Genomic DNA, 18,260 nt, shown 5'->3' on the forward strand with positions numbered 1-18,260 from the left:
TAGTAAACTTAAGAGAAGTAGAATGTGCTTTTAGGCAACAACCTAAAAGTGAATCAATACTATTGTTTTTTTAAATATTAAATATAGATGAAAATTGCTATTGTTTGTTACCCGACTTTTGGAGGAAGTGGTGTTGTTGCTACGGAATTAGGAATTGCACTTGCCAATAGAGGTCATGAAGTTCATTTTGTAACGTATAAACAACCCGTACGGTTGGAGTTATTAAACAATAATATATTTTTTCATGAAGTTCATGTTCCGGAATATGCGCTTTTTCATTATCAACCTTATGAGCTTGCATTATCTAGTAAATTGGTAGATACGGTTCGGTTATATGGCATAGATTTGTTGCATGTTCATTATGCAATTCCGCATGCTTATGCGGGCTATATGGCTAAAAAAATGCTTCAAGAAGAAGGTATTTTTATTCCGATGATTACTACGTTACACGGTACAGATATTACATTAGTAGGTAAGCATCCGTTTTACAAGCCTGCAGTAACCTTTAGTATCAATAAATCTGACATTGTTACTTCTGTTTCTCAAAATTTGAAAGATGCTACTTTGGAGCTTTTTGATATAGAGAACCCTATAGAGGTAATTCCGAATTTTATTGATGTCTCTAATCGTGAAAATAATTTTACCGATTGTCAGCGTTCTATGATGGCAAAAGAAGATGAGCGTATTATTACGCACATTAGTAACTTTAGAAAAGTAAAGCGTATTCCTGATGTAATTAAAATTTTCAACAAAATACAGCAAGAAATTCCTGCTAAATTATTGATGGTAGGAGAGGGGCCAGAAAAGGAAAAAGCAGAATTGCTTTGTGAGGAATTAGGGATTGCAGATAAGGTTGTGTTTTTAGGAAATAGCAATCAGGTAGATAAGATTCTTTGTTTTTCAGATTTATTTTTGCTGCCTTCAGAAACAGAAAGTTTTGGCTTAGCAGCATTAGAGGCTATGATTAATAAAACGCCTGTTGTTTCTAGTAATGCGGGAGGTATACCAGAAGTAAATATTCAAGGAGTAACTGGGTATTTAAGCGAAGTTGGTAATATTTCTGAAATGGCAGAAAATTCTTTGAAGATATTAAGAGATTCAGAAATTTTAGCGCAGTTCAAAGAAAATGCAGTAGGAAATGCGTATAAGTTTGATATAAAGAGAATTTTACCATTGTATGAAGCAGCCTATGAACGTGCTTTGCAAGCCAGATTTAAAAATGCACATTAATAATGAAGTATGTAATTCTTTTCTTTTTTATAGTTTCCTGTAGTGCTCAAAAAACCAATAAAAGTACGATGGAGCACGAGCAGGATTTAGCACTTATACTCACCGATTTTTATAGCAATGTACCCACGCCACAAATACTCATTATAGAAGAGGTTTCTAGTTTAAGAGCTTTTTTTGCTACGGTAAATAAAACAAGAAAACCAGGTTTGGCATTCCCTACAGTAGATTTTTCAAAAGAACGAATTCTAATATATGCCTGTGGCGCGCAATATGGTACCGCTATTCCTCAATTAAGTATTTCTAAAGAAGATAATGATGAGCTTGTAATTAATTGTTTGTTTGAGCAGCCATTGCATACAACAGCGGTAGTAGCATCTCCTTTTGCTATCTATAAAATTAAAAGGTCTCCTAAACATATTCGCTTTACAAGGACGGAATAAGTTTAATACGCTAAATACGACTACATGTCGAGTATTTTTACACGTTGTAGAACTTTATTGCATGCGCTGCTTTCTGAAAATATCTTTGCTTTTTAATGCCTAGTAAAGATAAAAATAGGTTAGAAAATAGAGAGGAAGCTGTCAACTCACATGCTAATATGTATGTTGCTTTAAATTCTTCCTGTTGGACAGGCCCATCAATACTGAGATTGTTTAAATTAGCAGTGATTTTAATATAAAATGAGCGTAGTAAATTTTAAATTTACTGCAATGCTTATTTTAAAGATGAGCAGAAAACATTGATAAAATAGAAGGTCAAAATATAAATTTATTAATTATTAAATTAAAGGTATACCGTGTTATTTAATTCCATTGATTTTGCTATTTTTCTGCCCTTAGTTTTTGGGATATACTGGTTTATCTGCAATAGAAATTTAAAGGCACAAAACTTATTTATAGTTTTTGCAAGCTACTTGTTTTACGGTTGGTGGGATTGGCGTTTTTTAGGTTTAATCTTATTTAGTACACTCTTAGATTTTACCATTGGTAATTTTTTAAGAAATGAAGAGCGTGTTGCAAGAAGAAAGGTGTTACTATGGATTAGTATTGTTGTTAATCTCGGTTTTTTAGGCTTTTTTAAGTACTACAACTTCTTTGTAGATAGTTTTGTGGATGCATTTACCTTTTTTGGCCACACCATAGATGTTGGTTCGTTGGACATCATATTACCTGTAGGAATCAGTTTTTATACCTTTCAAACCTTAAGTTATACTATTGATGTTTATAAGAAAGAACTAGAGCCTACCAAAGATCTAATAGCCTTTTCTGCGTTTGTATGTTTCTTTCCACAATTGGTAGCAGGACCTATAGAACGCGCTATTAATTTATTACCACAAATTAGTACAAAAAGGACCTTTAATCAAACGCAAGTTACAGATGGTTTAAAGCTAATGTTATGGGGTTTCTTTAAGAAATTAGTTATAGCAGACAGTCTTTCTCCAATTGTCAATGATATTTTTAACAACTCCGCCTCGCACTCAAGTACCACTTTAGCTATAGGAGCTGTATTCTTTGCTTTTCAAATTTATGGAGATTTTAGTGGGTATTCGGATATAGCTATTGGTACCTCAAAACTTTTTGGCATAGAGTTAATGAGTAACTTTAAGTTCCCGTATTTTTCAAGAAATATAGGTGAGTTTTGGCGCAAGTGGCATATTTCTTTGTCTACATGGTTTAGAGATTATCTCTACATTCCATTAGGAGGATCAAAAGGTTCACAGCTTATAAGCATCCGAAATATTTTTATCATTTTTATAGTCAGTGGTTTCTGGCATGGAGCCAATTGGACCTTTGTTATATGGGGGCTTTTTCATGCCTTGTTGTTTTTACCCTCTTTTATAACCAGTACAAATCGGAAGTTTACAGGGACTATTAATTTATTGCATTCGCCAAAAGGGTTTATAATAAACCTTTTAAGATTTTTACAAACCTTTATTTTAGTGACTATTGGTTGGGTCTTTTTTAGAAGTGAAAGCATCACTCAGGCATTTTCATATATAAAGAAAATGTTGTTTGATTTTAGTAGTGAGGTTTATGTGCATCCTAGCGGGTATCGAATGATAGATTACTTTATCATTCTAATTTGCTTTGTGGTTTTTGAATATGTTATTAGAAATAATGAACGGAATCCATTTTACTTTAAGAACAAAATTGTACGCTTTTGTTTATATGTGTTAATGCTATTTGCTATCATTTTATTTTATGACGACGGTGTCGATAGATCATTTATTTATTTTCAATTTTAGGTATGGGTAAGATCATAAAAAAAATAGTTATTTATTCCATTTTAGTGCTTTTGCTATTAGAAGGTTTGGTGCGCATTTTTCATTTGCATAATGAAGTGCCAAGGCGTTTTGCAGATGATAAAGGAGTAGAGAAATGGGTGCCTAATCAATCAGATTATTCAATTACGGGTAATAGAAAGCAGAATGTCGGACACTACCGCATTAATGATTTTGGATTCAATTCCGTGCATGAGAACTATCAACCTAAATCAGATGCTTTTGAAATTGCCTTAGTAGGAGATTCATTTATTGAAGGTTTTCATGAAGATTATATCAATTCACTCGGTCAACAAATAGAAAAAAGTCTTACAAATACGACTGTTTTAGAATTTGGCTATGCGGGTTATGATTTAGCTGATGAATTAAACTTGATACATGCGTATAAAGATCTTTTTGATAAGATTGATTACACTTTTATTTACCTGCGATTTACAGATGATTTAGATCGGGGTGCTTATGAAGAATCTTCAAGATTAAGTTTAGATACTCCTATAAGTAGAGTAGCTAAACAAGTAAAATTATTAGTGTATTTAAAGGATATTGGAGCACTGGATCCTCTTCTTCAATTGCCTGGTAGAATTAAAGGGTTTATATCAGGAACAAAAGAAAGTATACCTACTGACGCGGAAGTGGCAGCACAAGAAAAATTGAAGCAAGAGCAGAGTTTAGAAAATTTCAAAAAATTAGTAGCAACCTATCCTATTGATAAAGAAAAGTTTACGTTTCTATTAGATAGTAGTTTGTGTAGTCCCGAGTATTTATCTTTTTTAAAAGAGCAGAACTATACTTATTTAGATATAAATACGGTTTTATCAACTTCAAAGGAAGCGACTACTCTTGTTTATGATCAGCATTGGAGTAAGCATGGTAGAAAGTTAATCGCAGATTTAGTTTCTAAAAGCATGCTTGCCCCTACAAGCAGCTATGCTCATTTTCGAAATCTTAAATAAGACAAACAAAAACATCATTTAAAAGTTTTAAGTTACTCTTCTTCTAACCACTTTATCTGGAAGTTTAGTGCTGTCATTGTGTATTTCAAAGGTATTTTATGTAGTTAGAAGAGAATACTTTAAGGAGCAGGCTTTTTTAGTTTGTTTTGTATGTATTTTTTGTTTTTGCTACTTTTTTAATAACCATCTGCCATGAAGTATATCTATTCTTTTCTGATTTTCCTCCTTGTAAATATAAGTTTGATTGCGCAAAATTTACATACTGAAAGTAATGCAGTTTCTTCTCTTAATGAAGGTAACAGCACAACTGGTTGGACAGGTTTAGCGCAATTATTTTCAGAAGCGACAGATGTCCAGAATGGAAGTTTTTCTTTCCGTGCAGTGTCTACGGCAACAGACGGCAGAACGGTGGATTATAATTTTAATGCAGTAGTCGGACAACAATATGTAATTCGTATTTGGGCTAAAATAGGAGCTCAAAGTAATCCATCAGTTTCTCCTGCATTTGCAGTTTGGTCTGGTGTTTCTGGTTTTAATGTTACACCTATTACGGGTACCACATGGTCAGAATATGTGTTTAATGTGACTGCAACTACTACAAACCCTAGAATTCGAATCTACGTTAGTAATTACTCATTTAGGTTTGTTGCAGGAAATACTATTTATATAGACAATGTATCTATTACAGCATTAGATAATCAAGCTCCAACCGTTCCTACTAATCTTTCTGCTAATGCTATAACTGCGACAAGCACTAATCTTTCCTGGACTTCAGCAACAGACAATGTAGCCGTTACCAATTATGAAGTTTTTCAAAATGGTATTTCTATTGGACTAACAAACGGGAATACTACTTTTGCAGTTTCAAATCTTAATCCACAGACCACCTATACGTATACTGTTACGGCCTTAGATAATTCAAATAATAGTTCGGCACAAAGTGAGAGTATCACCATAACAACAATTGCAGCTTTAGACACGGAAGTACCTACAGCACCTTCTGGGCTTGTTGCTGATAATATCACAACTACAAGTGTAAATTTAAATTGGACGGCAGCCACAGATAATGTGGGCGTTACAGACTACGAAATTTTCCAAGAGGGCGTATCTATAGGAGTGTCTAATGGCAATATAAGCTTTCCTGTAACCGGGCTTACTCCTGAAACGACCTATAATTTTACAGTTGTAGCCTTAGATGCTGCAGCAAATGTGTCTGCACAAAGTGAAAGTATTGCAGTACTTACCTTAGCCGTTGCTGACACGGAAGTACCTACAGCACCTTCAGGACTTGTTGCTGATAATATCACAACCACAAGTGTAAATTTAAATTGGACTGCAGCCACAGATAATATAGGAGTTACAGACTACGAAATTTTCCAGGAGGGTGTATCTATAGGGTTATCTAATGGCAATACAAGCTTTCCTGTAAACGGACTTACTCCAGAAACCACCTATAATTTTACAGTTGCAGCTTTAGATGCTGCAGCGAATGTGTCTGCACAAAGTGAAAGTATTGCAGTACTTACCTTAGCCGTTGCTGACACGGAAGTACCTACAGCACCTTCAGGACTTGTTGCGAATAATATCACCACAAGTAGTGTAAATTTAAATTGGACGGCAGCCACAGATAATATAGGAGTTACAGACTACGAAATTTTCCAAGAGGGCGTATCTATAGGAGTGTCTAATGGCAATATAAGCTTTCCTGTAAACGCACTTACTCCTGAAACGACCTATAATTTTACAGTTGTAGCCTTAGACGCTGCAGCGAATGTGTCTGCACAAAGTACAGGTGTTACAGTGCTTACCTTAGTCGTTGCTGACACGGAAGTACCTACAGCACCTTCAGGACTTGTTGCTGATAATATCACAAGCACAAGTGTAAATTTAAATTGGACTGCAGCCACAGATAATGTGGGCGTTATAGACTACGAAATTTTCCAAGAGGGCGTATCTATAGGGTTATCTAATGGCAATACAAGCTTTCCTGTAAACGGACTTACTCCAGAAACCACCTATAATTTTACAGTTGCAGCTTTAGATGCTGCAGCGAATGTGTCTGCACAAAGTGAAAGTATTGTAGTGCTTACCTTGGCGGTTTCAGATACAACAGCACCTTCAATACCAGTTGGCCTAATTTCTGGCAATACCACAACGACCAGTATCGAAATTTCTTGGGATGCAGCCACAGATAATGTAGAAGTTACGGATTATGAAATTTTTCAGGACGGTGTTTCTATCGGATTAACAGGAGGGAACAGTAACTTTTTAATAACGAACCTTACTGCAGAGACTACTTATGTTTTTACGATTGCAGCTTTAGATGCTGCTAACAATGTTTCGATACAGAGTTCTGAATTAAGTGTTAGTACACAAGCCGAAGTTCTGCCAACTATAGCATACACTTCCTTAAATTCTAATTTAAACACGGTAGATTGGACCGTTAGAGATCTTTATGCCAATCAGAATGTGGGTATTGGTACTACAGATACGCAAGGATATCGATTAGCTGTGGCAGGAAATGTGGTGGCAGAAGAAGTTAAAGTAGCCTTACAAGTAAATTGGCCCGATTATGTTTTTGATAAAAAATATGAACTTCCTTCATTAGAACAAGTAGAAAAGTATATCAATGAAAACGGGTATCTAATGCATATGCCAAGTGCGTCTGAGGTGGAGGAAAACGGAATTCTAATAGGTGAAATGAATGCTAAGCTTTTAAGAAAAATAGAAGAGTTAACTTTGTATACCATTACGCAAGAGAAGAAAATTAAATTACTAGAACAACAGGTTGAAGCAATCCAACAAGCACTGTTAAACAAATAATAGCGATACATTAAAATAATCTAGGCAATCCATTATGAAAAAAATATTAATTTTAGGTGTCTTTTTTCTAGTTATAATTCATTCTAGTACTGCACAGAGTATTCGAAAAAATTATACAGAGATGACCGATTATGAAAAATCGGAATTAGTTGATTCCTTCTATGCCATAAGAGCGGGAAATAATTGGTTTGATGACATTGCTACCTTTCATATGAATTTTTTTAATTTCGATAATACAACAGATACATCAAGGTTAGATTTGCATTTTAATTTACCTGATGAATCTGAAAAAGAGATTTTTCTAGCATGGCATAGAAGAGCGGTATTTGAATTAGAACGCTATGTACAAGATTACAATCCAAAATTAAGTATTCCTTTTTGGGAGTCTCCGCTAGATCAATCTACAACTTCTGCCTTATGGGATGAAACGTTTATAGGAAGTTTTAATACCAATTGGAATTTAAATAGAAACTTAGGAGGTAACGGTCCTATGCCTACTCCTGCAAACCTCGCTACTGTATATGGACTATCAGACTTTTTTCTGTTTACAAATGAATTAGAAAGAAGGCCAGTACATAGAGGTTCTCATGTTTGGACAGGCGGTGCGATGCCAACTCCATTGTCTCCAAGAGATCCTGTATTTTTTCTGCACCATACCTATATAGATTATGTATGGCATAATTGGGAAGAAGTACATCATAATTCAGCATTCATTAGAACAGATATGATTCGCTTTGATGGTACCTATAGTTTTAATGGTGAAACATTACCCGTTGTTAATCCAAATGATATTATCGATACCAGAGCTTTGGGGGTTTTTTATGCAACAAATGGCTTAGCTACTTTAGATAACTATATTGTAAGTAACACCTATAGACCTTTAGAATCTTTTTATTACCAATATACGGTTGAAGCAGGAGATAATTTTATTGTACCCACAGGCGCTAATTGTATTATTGAATCTGTTAATGAAATTGTATTAAAACCTGGTTTTGAAGCGCATAGCGGATCAGATTTTACCGCTTCAATTGATGTTCAGAATGCAAATACAGGTAAAAAGAGTACAGCCAACAGATCTTATAAACCTTATGATGTAGTTCCTAATTTACAGGTTATTGTGTGGGAAGAGGATGATAAGGATGATACGCCTATTATAATTCAAGCTTATCCTAACCCATTTACGGAAACTATTAATATCAATCTAAATAAAAAGATAGATTGTAAGGTGGAAGTTTTTAATATGATGGGAATGTTAATCCGTGATGAATCTTTTCAAAACACGGATAAAGTAATCATAAAAGATTTATACGGCCTTGCTTCTGGCTTTTATGTAATTAGAATAGTTGATGGTGGGGGAAATATCGTTTTAGCAAAAAGGGTCGTTAAATTATAATTAATGATGTTCCATTTCCATAGATTTAGGATCTCTGTATTGGCAGCAAGGCGGTAGTTTATCGTATACCTTACTTTCTGCACTTAAGCTATCTACATCATGGCCTGCTTTTACGATAGCCTTTTTTACATCGTCTAAAGAACAAGTGTTCTCATTAAAAATCATTTCGAAGGTTTTGGTGGTAGCATTCCAGCTCGCAAATTTCACTCCTTTTGTTTTAAGGGCTGCTTTTTCTATTCTAGATTCACACATACTACAATTTCCTTGAACTTTAAAGGAAGCATTCTTATTTTTATCTTGACCATGGATCACAAGGATAAAAAAGAAAGTACAAAGGGAGTAAAATATTTTTAATTTCATAATTATATTATTTAATTTTATAACGTAACCCTAAGTAATAGGTTCCGCCGAGGGTAGGAGCATAGGTAATGGTACTATCAAAATACGGACCAAAAGGATCACTAGCAGCAATGATAGGTTGTTTTTGAACAAAGTTTCCTATATTTTCTCCACCCATATAGATATCAAAGCTATTGTTAAAAATTCTAGTGATTTGAGTATTTAAAATGGTATAGGCCGCGGCATAAGTGTCTAATTGATAAGGTGCCGGGTTTGCACTAGTGTCTGGCAAGCGTTGTTTACCAAGTCTATTAGCCGTAAAATCTAAAACCCATTGGCGTCCTTCATATTTCTTTTTTGTTTCGTAATTTAAATTAATGAACACTCTATTTCTAGGTTGCAACGGTTTTTCTAAGCGTCCTTTATTATAGTTTACATGAACATCATAATTTTTGTAAGTAGCTCTAATATCTAAATTTTTTAGAATTTCATAATTAAAATCCATTTGAACACTATTAGAAATGCTTTTGCCTTTTAGGTTATAAAAAGAGATTTCTTGTGGTGTTTCCCAATCTACGACCACTTGATCTATAAAACTCACATGATAATAGTCTAGAGAAATATCAAAAAGGCGATTAAATAAATAGCCTTTTTGAGTAAAGTTTAAACCCGTATTCCAAGCTATTTCAGGATCTAAACCGTAAATTTTTCCTTGTGTGCTTAAAATAGTAATAGTTCTATTAGAAGCAAATAGTTGTTGATTTTCTGCGTAGATATTTGCGGCTCTTTTACCGCGACCAAGATTAAAACGTAAGCTTGCTTTATCCCATAGGGAATAGCGCACATGGAGCCTTGGCGTCATAAAGTTTCCTAATCTGTTAGAATGGTCTGCCCGTAGGCCCGCAACAAAGCTTAATTTTTCTAAACTATCATACGTGTACTCAAAAAAGGAACCAATAGCATTATCAACTCTAGAAAAGTACTCCAGAGTTACTTCTTCATCATATTTATCATAATTAAAACTAAGACCAGTTTTAAATTTGTGTTGAGTACTGCCTATGATGCTATTAAATAAGAGATTGCTGTAAAAAGATTGATGATCTATTGTGTAAATGGTATTGCCATAATAGGAGTTTTGCCTATGGTCACTATACGCCGTTTGATAGCCAAAACTTTGGTATTGTAAGTCAGGAAATACATATCCAATTTTAGCAGAGGCATCAAATCTATGGGTGTTTATTTCGCTACCCCAGATATTGCTAGTAAACTTATCTGTACGTGGTTCATAACGGGTGTCACCCGTTTGTTTTTTATCCGTTAAATATTGTAAATTAAGATAGCTCACCCATCCTTTATCCAAATCTATATATTGCCACCTATTCATAAGATTAAGCTGCTTAGCAAGGGGTGTATCTAAGAAATTATCATTGTTCCGGTCTATTTTTCCAGAACGTAAATTAGTATGCAGGTAGAGCCCCGTCGCTAATTTATCATTGAGTATGGTATTATACCTTGTATTAAGTTCAAAACGCTCGTTGCTATTTGCGTAGCTGTTAAAGAAAAACTTTTGATCTGTAAGTGGTTTTACGAGTTCTGTATTTATTTGACCAGAGATACTCTCAAATCCGTTTAGCACAGCTCCGGCACCTTTGGTAATCTGAATACTTTCTATCCAAGATCCTGGGATAAAAGATAAGCCGTAGATTTGGGAAGCTCCTCGAATAAAGGGCATGTTTTCTTGGGTAAACAGTAAATACGGACTGTTCATACCTAACATTTGAATTTGTTTAGCACCACTAATACCGTCAGAAATGCTGACATCTACTGATGGGTTGGTTTCAAAACTTTCGGAGAGGTTACAACATGCTGCTTTCAACATTTCTCTACTATCTACATTGACAGTGTTTTGTGGGTTGAATAAAGATTTCTGAATGGAATTAATTTTACGTTTGACCACAACCTCTTCTAAAGCAATGTTTGGTTGTAAATAGATTTTACCTAGGTGGGGTCGGTTTACCGTGATGGTATCAGAAACATACCCAACATAGCTGAATACTAATTTAGTATGCGTCGCGGTATAGGCTAATGAAAATTCTCCGTCCTTATTAGATAAGGTTCCTATAGTTGTCTCTGCCCAGGTAATATGTACGTCTTCTAAACTAATCTGATCTCCTTTTTCCGTACGCTCCAATACTATCCCTGTAATTTTTAGCTGGCTATATATAGGCTGGATACTAAGAAATACTATAAAAAGGAAGATAGCTTTCATGTAAAAGAATAATTAAAGAAAAAGTTTTGTAAAGCGTAATACCTTATTTAAAAGTGAAAATGGAGCGCTAACTCGTGTAAATTTAGATTATTTATTTTTAGTGCATAGCGCACAGCATCTTAAATTTTTAAAGTGAGCACTTCATAGAGTTTTTGGGTATTACGTCCTTTTGTTATAAAATAAAATACATTTTGGACTACTTTTAAAAATAATTAGAAGTAAATGAAATACGTAGTGTGTTTTTCCTGTATGTGTTTGGTTTTAAGCGCATGCTTTTCTCCAAAAAAAACAACAGAAATTACAAGAATTAAGTATCGTATTGTAAATAATACAGCGCTTAATTTCACAAATGTGTCGCTATTTTCTGAAAATATTGGTAACGTATTGGCTTATGATACGCTAGCGTATGCTGTGGTATCCTATAATTCATTATTGCAGGATCCGCTATTTTATGGGATCAATAAGGAGGTTAATTATGCCAGATATTTGGTGTTACCTAAAACAAATAATGAAAGAGTAACGTTTAGTATTGATAGTTTAGCAAATAAAATTATTTATATTAGTACTAAGTAGAAAAGTTTCCCCCCGTAAATTTTTATAGAAAACTTAATCTAAAATATGTTAGGAAGCTTACGTAGAAAGTTATTTTGGTCCCTAGACCTAGTTAAAGGCGGTAAGATAGCAGCTCATTATAAAGAAATTAAAGCGCTACATGAGGGGGCTACACGTAAAGAACAGGAGCCCATCAATGCTAGGAAAATTACAGACTTACTAGAACATGCTGTAGCTACAGTTCCTTTTTATAATAAGTTAGCCACTACATCACTTTCTTTAGAATCATTTCCTGTAGTAAATAAATTAGCACTTAGAACTGGTGGTGACGAATTTAAAAGCGGAAAATTTTTAACAACTAAATTGCATAAGGTGGCCACCAGTGGTTCTACAGGACAACCTTTCATCGTAGCACAAGATCATAACAAACGGAATAGAAATACAGCGGATACTATTTATTTTGGAGAAAAAGCAGGATATCACATAGGAGATCGCCTTTTTTATTTTAGGTTGTGGGACAAACAATATAGAAAAAATAAATGGTTGGCATGGTCTCAAAATATAGCCATGTATTCTGTAGATGAAATGGATGATGCTGGAAATAAGAAGGCCGTAGCGGAATTATTACATATAAATTCTTCAATTGGTTTTTTAGGATATTCTTCTGCCTTTCAAAACTTATGTAATTATCTAGAGAAAACGAACAGTAAGCCAATTTTGAATACATGTAGTTCCATAATCTGTATTGCAGAGTCTTTAAATGACTATGTAAGAGATAAATTATTGTATTATTTTGGAGTACAAGCTATTTCCAGATATTCCAATAGTGAAAATGGTATTTTAGGGCAACAAGAACTAAATACATCTAATAAGCATTACAAAATTAATTGGGCAAGCTATCATGTAGAAGTGTTAGCATTAGATTCTAATACAGCCGTTCCTCTAGGGGAGCTAGGACGAATTGTCATTACCGATTTATACAACTATGCCATGCCAATGCTTCGGTATGATACTGGAGATGTAGGTATGATGGAACGTGTTGAAGGTGAACTCATGTTCGCTACAGTAGATGGGCGGAAAATGGATATGTTTATGGCAACAAACGGGGAATTATTATCTTCCCATATCGTTCATAAAATATTACAATATGATAATATAGATCAGTTTCAATTTATCCAAGAATCTAAAACGACCTATACTATAAAAATAAAGCTATTATATCATGATTTTTTTAAAGATGAGCGTAAGGTTATTGAAGAATATCAGACTTATTTTGGAGCAGATGCTAAGGTGAAAATTGAATATGTTGATGTTATCCCTGCTTTAAACTCTGGAAAAAAGAAGTTAGTAATTAATATGATGTTGAATTAGATAAACTGACCCATAAAAATAGTTAGATATGAAAAAAATTATTGTTTTTGGAGCTTCAGGTCATGCTAAAGTAGTTATTGATATTATCGAGGAGCAAAATCAATATGAGATTTTTGGACTTATTGACTCGTACAAGGCTAAAGATTCTTGTCTCTTTGAATATAAAATTTTAGGAAGTGAAGATGCGCTAAAGAAAATCGTCTCAGATAATAATATCTATGGTATCGTTATTGCTATTGGCGATAATTGTACTCGAAAAAGTATAGTAAATAAAGTGCGTACTATTTGTCCGGATTTACATTTTATCAATGCAATTCATCCAAATGCTATTTTAGGAAAAAATGTAGCTTTAGGTGAAGGTAACGTTATTATGCCTGGCGTAATTGTGAATAGCGATACTACTATTGGTGACTCTTGTATTGTGAATACCAACGCTAGTGTAGGCCATGATAGTATTTTAAAAGATTTTTCAAGCGTTTCTCCTGGGGTAAAAATAGGAGGAAACCTTGAGCTTGGATTTTGTAGTGCTATTTCTATTGGAGCTACAGTTATAGAGAACATTACTATAGGAGATCATACCATTATTGGTGCTGCCGCTGTTGTTACTAAAAACTTTCCTGATTGTGTAGTTGCTTATGGTAGTCCAGCAAAGATTATTAGAGCGCGTACAGAAGATGATCGTTATCTTTTTTCCAGGGCTGAAAGAAAAGGCAATAGAGCGGTATTAAAATACGAAGAATAGCTTACTTTTCTATTAGGCTCTTTTAAAATCAATACACCTAGTTTTAAACTGAATTTATTTTTTACTCTTTCCGATATAACGGGAAAAAATCTTGGAGTATATCTTGTTTATTTATTTTATAAGTATGTTTTTTAGCAAGCGTAGTTAGTTTTTCATAGACCACTTCATTGAGTATTTTTCTTCCAGTATAGTATATTGCATCCTCATTTTTTGGAAAGAACGTTTTTTTGTATTTATATAAACTATCCTCATTTGCTCTTCCTCCACCCAATATGTAATTGGCATATCCATTTTCACGTCCCCATTTAATGGCTTCCATTTTTAGAAAATCATTTGGTCTAAAATCAAAATGACTTTGTAAAGTTCCTCCAAGAAAAGAGTACATGGTATCTCTGTTTAATAATATTAGCTCTGATGAAATAGGTGTTTCGTCTTTAAATATTAAAATAATTGCGGTACTGCTGGGATTCGAGAGAATTAAATTTTTAAAATAACTTAAACTAAAGTAATAGGTACTATCCGCATTATTTCGGTCCATAGTACTAATATAGATGTCATAAAAAGTTTCTATCGTACTTTCTTCTATTTGGCCGTGGTAAATTTTTGAATGTAAACCATTGGCAATTGCCTTGCGGTAATTATTTCTCACTTTAGGAATAAAACCATCCCATTGCTGTGTTTCATCAGTTAAAATTTTTCCTTTTACATTGTTAAGTGTCGGGATTAAATTTCCGGAATACTGTTTATAGTTGCCCTCTAAATTAAACCGTAGAAACTCCGTAATTACTTTGTTGTTTTTATACCAATCATCCACTAAATGCCAAAAGATATCAATGTCACTTCCTGTTATCTCTTCATTAAATAGCGGACCACTATACCCATAAAATGAGCTTGCATCATAATAGGTGGTGTCTTTATCATGTAAAATAATTTTACGCAAAGAGAACGGCATTAGTGCAATTATTATATTTTTTTTCTTTAATGTAAAATATTTCAAATGCTCTGTTTCGGTATTATTTACGCTAAATAATTCTGTTTTATAAAAAGCATCATAACCTATAAAGTTTTTTAAATTTGTTTTATAGGTATCATTATCATCTTTAGTTCTAAGATTTAAACATTGTAAACTATATCCTAAAAGTTTAAGGTCTTTAATTTTAGGCTTATCTAGTTGTGGTTCATCATCGTTTATTGGAACTCTAATTTTAAGTGTTTTTGCAGGAACTCCTGCTACTACATGGTTATCTTCAACATCTCTAATGACTACCGCTCCTGATCCAATCACCGTATTTTCTCCAATAACTTTTACTCCAGTCATTATGGTAGAGCTAATCCCTAAGAAAGCTTTTCTTTTTATAAGTATTCCTGCTCCAATGTTAACTCCTGTAGAAATAAATGTTCCTCTTTTGATTAGGGTATGATGCGCAATATGGCTCCCCATGCTTATGATCACATAGTCTTCTAATTTGGTATGTGGCATAATCATTACTCCCGGTAATAAATAAACACCATTACCTATTTGTACATCTTTATTAATTAAAGCAGTATCATGGATAAAGTTAGGAGTTTCAAAGCCTTCTCTATTTAAGATTCCTAAATATTTTGTTCTAACAATATTATCTCCAATTGGGCAAAATACCTGATGTACTTTTTGAGCAAAGTTATTTTTAATTAAATCTTTAAAATCACCTAAAACAGGAACACCATGGATCAATTTTCCAAGGCTCTCTTTATTATCATCAATAAAACCAATGACATTAAAATTTTGTTCTGTTAAATAGGTTAAAAATACTTCACCATAAGTACCTCCACCCAATATTACGGCATTTTTCATGCTAGTTTATAGATTTATGTGTTGTATAAAGTAGAAATTTAAAATAAAGGAATAACCTTAGTTGTTACTCCCTGTAAAGGTAGTCATATTTACATTTTCACTCGCATTTACCCCTTCTCTAATTAGCACCTTTTTTAGCGTTAATAATAAAATTTTAACATCTAAAAAAAATGAAATATGATCAACATACCAAACATCGAGTTCAAATTTTTTCTCCCACGAGATGGCGTTTCTACCATTTACTTGCGCCCAGCCTGTTATGCCCGGTTTTAGATCATGTCTTCTTGCTTGTTCTGTATTATATAAAGGTAAATATTGTACTAAAAGAGGCCTAGGGCCTATTAAGCTCATATCTCCTTTGAGAACATTTAAGAGTTGCGGTATTTCATCTAAAGAATATTTTCGGATAAAATTACCAAACTTGGTAACTCTTAAATGAAAAGGTAGAAATTCACCATTCTCATCCTTTTTGTCGTTCATAGATTTGAACTTTATCACTTTAAATATTTTTCCATCCTTTCCTGGTCTAGGATGAAAGAAAAAAGGTTTTCCATTATTGGTAAATAATAAAATTAAAGCTACGCTTATAAAAAAAGGTGATAAAAGTAAAAAAGCAAAAGCAGCTATTATAATATCCAATATTCGCTTTACTAGTATTTTATACATTTCTAAATTGTTTTTTTCTGTAAGCGTCAAAGTATTCACTTACTTCGTTTGTTGCAACTGCTACGTCTTTGCGATTAATGACTTTTGAAATAGTTTGTAATATTATTCTTAAATCCAATAGCAGTGAAACTTTATTAACATATTCTATATCAAATTTAAATTTTTCTTCCCATGAAATAAAATTTCTACCTGAAATTTGGGCTAATCCAGTTATTCCAGGCCTAACCGTATGTCTCAATTTTTCTTTGGTATTGTAATATGGTAAATATTGTACTAAAAGTGGTCTTGGACCTATAAGGCTCATGTCTCCTTTGAGTACATTTATTAATTGTGGTATCTCATCTAAAGATGTCTTTCTTAAAAAGATGCCAAATTTAGTTAATCTTTCATTATCGGGTAAGATAATATTGTTCTTATCTTTTTTATCGTTCATTGTTTTAAACTTTATAACTTGAAAAATTATTTCATTTTTTCCAGGTCTAAGTTGTGTAAAAAAAGGATTCCCGTTTATAATTGCGTTAATTATAATTAAACTAAAAAAAATAGGGGATAAAATAAATAACAGGGCTAGTGCGATACAGAAATCTATAATTCGTTTTAAAAACTTTTTGTACATAGTTCTATTGATGAACTTAATTAATTTCATTTTCTAAACTTTGATATTCTTCAAGGAGTTTTTTCCAAACAAAAGTTCTTTCATATTTTTCAATTATTAGGCTTCTACATTTTTCAAGATCTATATCTGCAATATTTTTGTCATGTAGATTAAACATTTTAGTATATAATACTTTTGTGTTTTTAGTAGGAATAATTGTTCCATTTAGACCTTCTATAATGATTTCATTACAACCATTTATATCAGTAACAATACTATATAATTTCATAGCACTAGCTTGAAGTACGACATTTGGAAAACCCTCCCTATAACTAGGAAATGTAAGGAAATTTGAAATTGAAAAATAAGGTCTTACATCGTTTTGCCAACCAACATTTATAATATTTAAGTTTTTTTCGATAAAAAGTAATGTATCAGGGCTCAAAGGATCTAATTCTGATTCATAAGCGCCTACCAATAATAATTTTACATTTTCTTTTTCTTTCTCTAATTGATTAAACGCAGCAACCAATTCATTAATTCCTTTATCCTTAACTAGCCTACCTACGAAAGTGTAAATAACATCATTATCATTTATATTTAATGATTTTTTAAGTTGTTTTTTTTGTTCTTCAGTATAAAGTTTTGGATCAAAAATAGAGGTATCTATACCATTAGAACTGCCATTTCCTATGACTTTCAATTTTTTATCGATTGTGAATCTCTCTTCTAATATTATTTTTTTTAATCCATATGAGTTGGGATAAATTTTAGTAGCACACCCATATGTGATTTTTTCAACAGTATTTAAAAGCGTTCTTTTGAGACCGGTAGCCTCTAATAGCGGTAAACCAGCAATAGTATGTAACCTATTAGGAACTCTTGCAAATTTTGAAGCAATCATAGCAACCATTCCTGCTTTTGGTGTATGACTATGAACGATGAAAGGCTTTTCTTTTTTAAGTATTTTGTATAAATCAATGATGGCTTTCAAATCTTTAAAAGGAGTTATTGATCTGGTCATTTCTAGAGGAATTACGTTTATTCCTTCTTTTACTCCTACATTTTTTAAAACTTGTTCATTACTAGATATTCCTATTACATCATAATAATCCTTCATAAATTTTAATTGTCCTGTTAAAAGGCCGCCTAAAGATTGAGGTACTGTTGTAATTCTAATAATTTTTTTCTTCATAATTTATTATTGAGTTT

General features: G+C 33.0%; 15 protein-coding genes. 9 read left to right on the forward strand and 6 right to left on the reverse strand.

From position 1 onward, the window contains the following. Window positions 1-87: 87 nt before the first annotated feature. From bshA to CELAL_RS15610, 6 genes are all read left to right on the forward strand, one after another. Window positions 88-1,230 carry an N-acetyl-alpha-D-glucosaminyl L-malate synthase BshA gene (gene bshA / locus CELAL_RS15585; protein ID WP_013551853.1) on the forward strand — a complete coding sequence of 381 codons (1,143 nt, stop codon included), beginning with the start codon at window positions 88-90 and terminating at the stop codon, window positions 1,228-1,230. Window positions 1,231-1,232: 2 nt separating this feature from the next. Further along, window positions 1,233-1,670, forward strand: coding sequence for a hypothetical protein (locus CELAL_RS15590; RefSeq protein ID WP_041557762.1), 438 nt, complete (start codon window positions 1,233-1,235; stop codon window positions 1,668-1,670). Between the two features lie 356 nt (window positions 1,671-2,026). Continuing rightward, window positions 2,027-3,475, forward strand: coding sequence for an MBOAT family O-acyltransferase (locus CELAL_RS15595; protein ID WP_013551855.1), 1,449 nt, complete (start codon window positions 2,027-2,029; stop codon window positions 3,473-3,475). A 2-nt stretch (window positions 3,476-3,477) separates the two neighbouring features. Then, entirely contained in the window at window positions 3,478-4,464 is a 987-nt protein-coding gene (locus CELAL_RS15600) for a hypothetical protein (RefSeq protein WP_013551856.1), read from the forward strand. Between the two features lie 192 nt (window positions 4,465-4,656). After that, window positions 4,657-7,287 (forward strand): fibronectin type III domain-containing protein, encoded by a 2,631-nt coding sequence (locus tag CELAL_RS15605; protein WP_013551857.1) that lies wholly within the window; start codon window positions 4,657-4,659, stop codon window positions 7,285-7,287. Window positions 7,288-7,321: 34 nt separating this feature from the next. Then, a complete protein-coding gene (locus tag CELAL_RS15610; RefSeq protein ID WP_013551858.1) occupies window positions 7,322-8,680 on the forward strand; it encodes a tyrosinase family protein in 1,359 nt (452 codons plus the stop codon). Here the strand turns inward: CELAL_RS15610 and CELAL_RS15615 are convergent, their stop codons facing one another. Continuing rightward, on the reverse strand, window positions 8,681-9,040 hold the full coding sequence (locus tag CELAL_RS15615; protein WP_013551859.1) for a heavy-metal-associated domain-containing protein: 360 nt from the start codon (window positions 9,038-9,040) through the stop codon (window positions 8,681-8,683). A gap of 7 nt (window positions 9,041-9,047) precedes the next feature. Next, complete coding sequence (locus CELAL_RS15620; RefSeq protein ID WP_013551860.1) at window positions 9,048-11,288, reverse strand: TonB-dependent receptor; 2,241 nt, start codon at window positions 11,286-11,288, stop codon at window positions 9,048-9,050. 222 nt (window positions 11,289-11,510) lie between these two features. Between CELAL_RS15620 and CELAL_RS15625 the strand changes: the two genes are divergently transcribed. The 3 genes from CELAL_RS15625 to CELAL_RS15635 are packed head-to-tail and all read left to right on the forward strand — an operon-like array spanning window position 11,511 to window position 13,953. After that, window positions 11,511-11,861, forward strand: a complete 351-nt coding sequence (locus CELAL_RS15625; protein ID WP_013551861.1) for a hypothetical protein — start codon at window positions 11,511-11,513, stop codon at window positions 11,859-11,861. A 45-nt stretch (window positions 11,862-11,906) separates the two neighbouring features. Then, complete coding sequence (locus CELAL_RS15630; RefSeq protein WP_013551862.1) at window positions 11,907-13,211, forward strand: phenylacetate--CoA ligase family protein; 1,305 nt, start codon at window positions 11,907-11,909, stop codon at window positions 13,209-13,211. Window positions 13,212-13,239: 28 nt separating this feature from the next. Then, the gene (locus tag CELAL_RS15635) at window positions 13,240-13,953 is read left to right on the forward strand and encodes an acetyltransferase (RefSeq protein WP_013551863.1); all 714 of its coding nucleotides are present in this window, start codon (window positions 13,240-13,242) and stop codon (window positions 13,951-13,953) included. A 61-nt stretch (window positions 13,954-14,014) separates the two neighbouring features. On the opposite strand, the gene CELAL_RS21920 is transcribed toward CELAL_RS15635, so the two are convergent. Genes CELAL_RS21920 through CELAL_RS15660 form a run of 4 tightly spaced genes read right to left on the reverse strand, consistent with a single transcriptional unit; the run spans window position 14,015 to window position 18,243 of the window. Next, the gene (locus tag CELAL_RS21920; RefSeq protein ID WP_013551864.1) at window positions 14,015-15,787 is read right to left on the reverse strand and encodes a NeuD/PglB/VioB family sugar acetyltransferase; all 1,773 of its coding nucleotides are present in this window, start codon (window positions 15,785-15,787) and stop codon (window positions 14,015-14,017) included. A 57-nt stretch (window positions 15,788-15,844) separates the two neighbouring features. Then, entirely contained in the window at window positions 15,845-16,453 is a 609-nt protein-coding gene (locus CELAL_RS15650) for a sugar transferase (protein WP_013551865.1), read from the reverse strand. Beyond that, window positions 16,446-17,099, reverse strand: a complete 654-nt coding sequence (locus tag CELAL_RS15655; protein ID WP_013551866.1) for a sugar transferase — start codon at window positions 17,097-17,099, stop codon at window positions 16,446-16,448. The genes CELAL_RS15650 and CELAL_RS15655 overlap by 8 nt, the downstream gene beginning before the upstream one ends. Next, window positions 17,086-18,243, reverse strand: coding sequence for a glycosyltransferase family 4 protein (locus CELAL_RS15660; protein WP_013551867.1), 1,158 nt, complete (start codon window positions 18,241-18,243; stop codon window positions 17,086-17,088). The genes CELAL_RS15655 and CELAL_RS15660 overlap by 14 nt, the downstream gene beginning before the upstream one ends. Window positions 18,244-18,260: the final 17 nt, after the last annotated feature.

Source organism: Cellulophaga algicola DSM 14237 (genome assembly GCF_000186265.1).
GTDB lineage: Bacteria > Bacteroidota > Bacteroidia > Flavobacteriales > Flavobacteriaceae > Cellulophaga > Cellulophaga algicola.

Coding starts and splice junctions, on each gene's coding strand:
- bshA (WP_013551853.1), top strand. CDS start 88: ATGAAAATTGCTATTGTTTGTTACCCGACTTTTGGAGGAAGTGGTGTT.
- CELAL_RS15590 (WP_041557762.1), top strand. CDS start 1,233: ATGAAGTATGTAATTCTTTTCTTTTTTATAGTTTCCTGTAGTGCTCAA.
- CELAL_RS15600 (WP_013551856.1), top strand. CDS start 3,478: ATGGGTAAGATCATAAAAAAAATAGTTATTTATTCCATTTTAGTGCTT.
- CELAL_RS15605 (WP_013551857.1), top strand. CDS start 4,657: ATGAAGTATATCTATTCTTTTCTGATTTTCCTCCTTGTAAATATAAGT.
- CELAL_RS15610 (WP_013551858.1), top strand. CDS start 7,322: ATGAAAAAAATATTAATTTTAGGTGTCTTTTTTCTAGTTATAATTCAT.
- CELAL_RS15615 (WP_013551859.1), bottom strand. CDS start 9,040: ATGAAATTAAAAATATTTTACTCCCTTTGTACTTTCTTTTTTATCCTT.
- CELAL_RS15620 (WP_013551860.1), bottom strand. CDS start 11,288: ATGAAAGCTATCTTCCTTTTTATAGTATTTCTTAGTATCCAGCCTATA.
- CELAL_RS15625 (WP_013551861.1), top strand. CDS start 11,511: ATGAAATACGTAGTGTGTTTTTCCTGTATGTGTTTGGTTTTAAGCGCA.
- CELAL_RS15630 (WP_013551862.1), top strand. CDS start 11,907: ATGTTAGGAAGCTTACGTAGAAAGTTATTTTGGTCCCTAGACCTAGTT.
- CELAL_RS15635 (WP_013551863.1), top strand. CDS start 13,240: ATGAAAAAAATTATTGTTTTTGGAGCTTCAGGTCATGCTAAAGTAGTT.
- CELAL_RS21920 (WP_013551864.1), bottom strand. CDS start 15,787: ATGAAAAATGCCGTAATATTGGGTGGAGGTACTTATGGTGAAGTATTT.
- CELAL_RS15650 (WP_013551865.1), bottom strand. CDS start 16,453: ATGTATAAAATACTAGTAAAGCGAATATTGGATATTATAATAGCTGCT.
- CELAL_RS15655 (WP_013551866.1), bottom strand. CDS start 17,099: ATGAAATTAATTAAGTTCATCAATAGAACTATGTACAAAAAGTTTTTA.
- CELAL_RS15660 (WP_013551867.1), bottom strand. CDS start 18,243: ATGAAGAAAAAAATTATTAGAATTACAACAGTACCTCAATCTTTAGGC.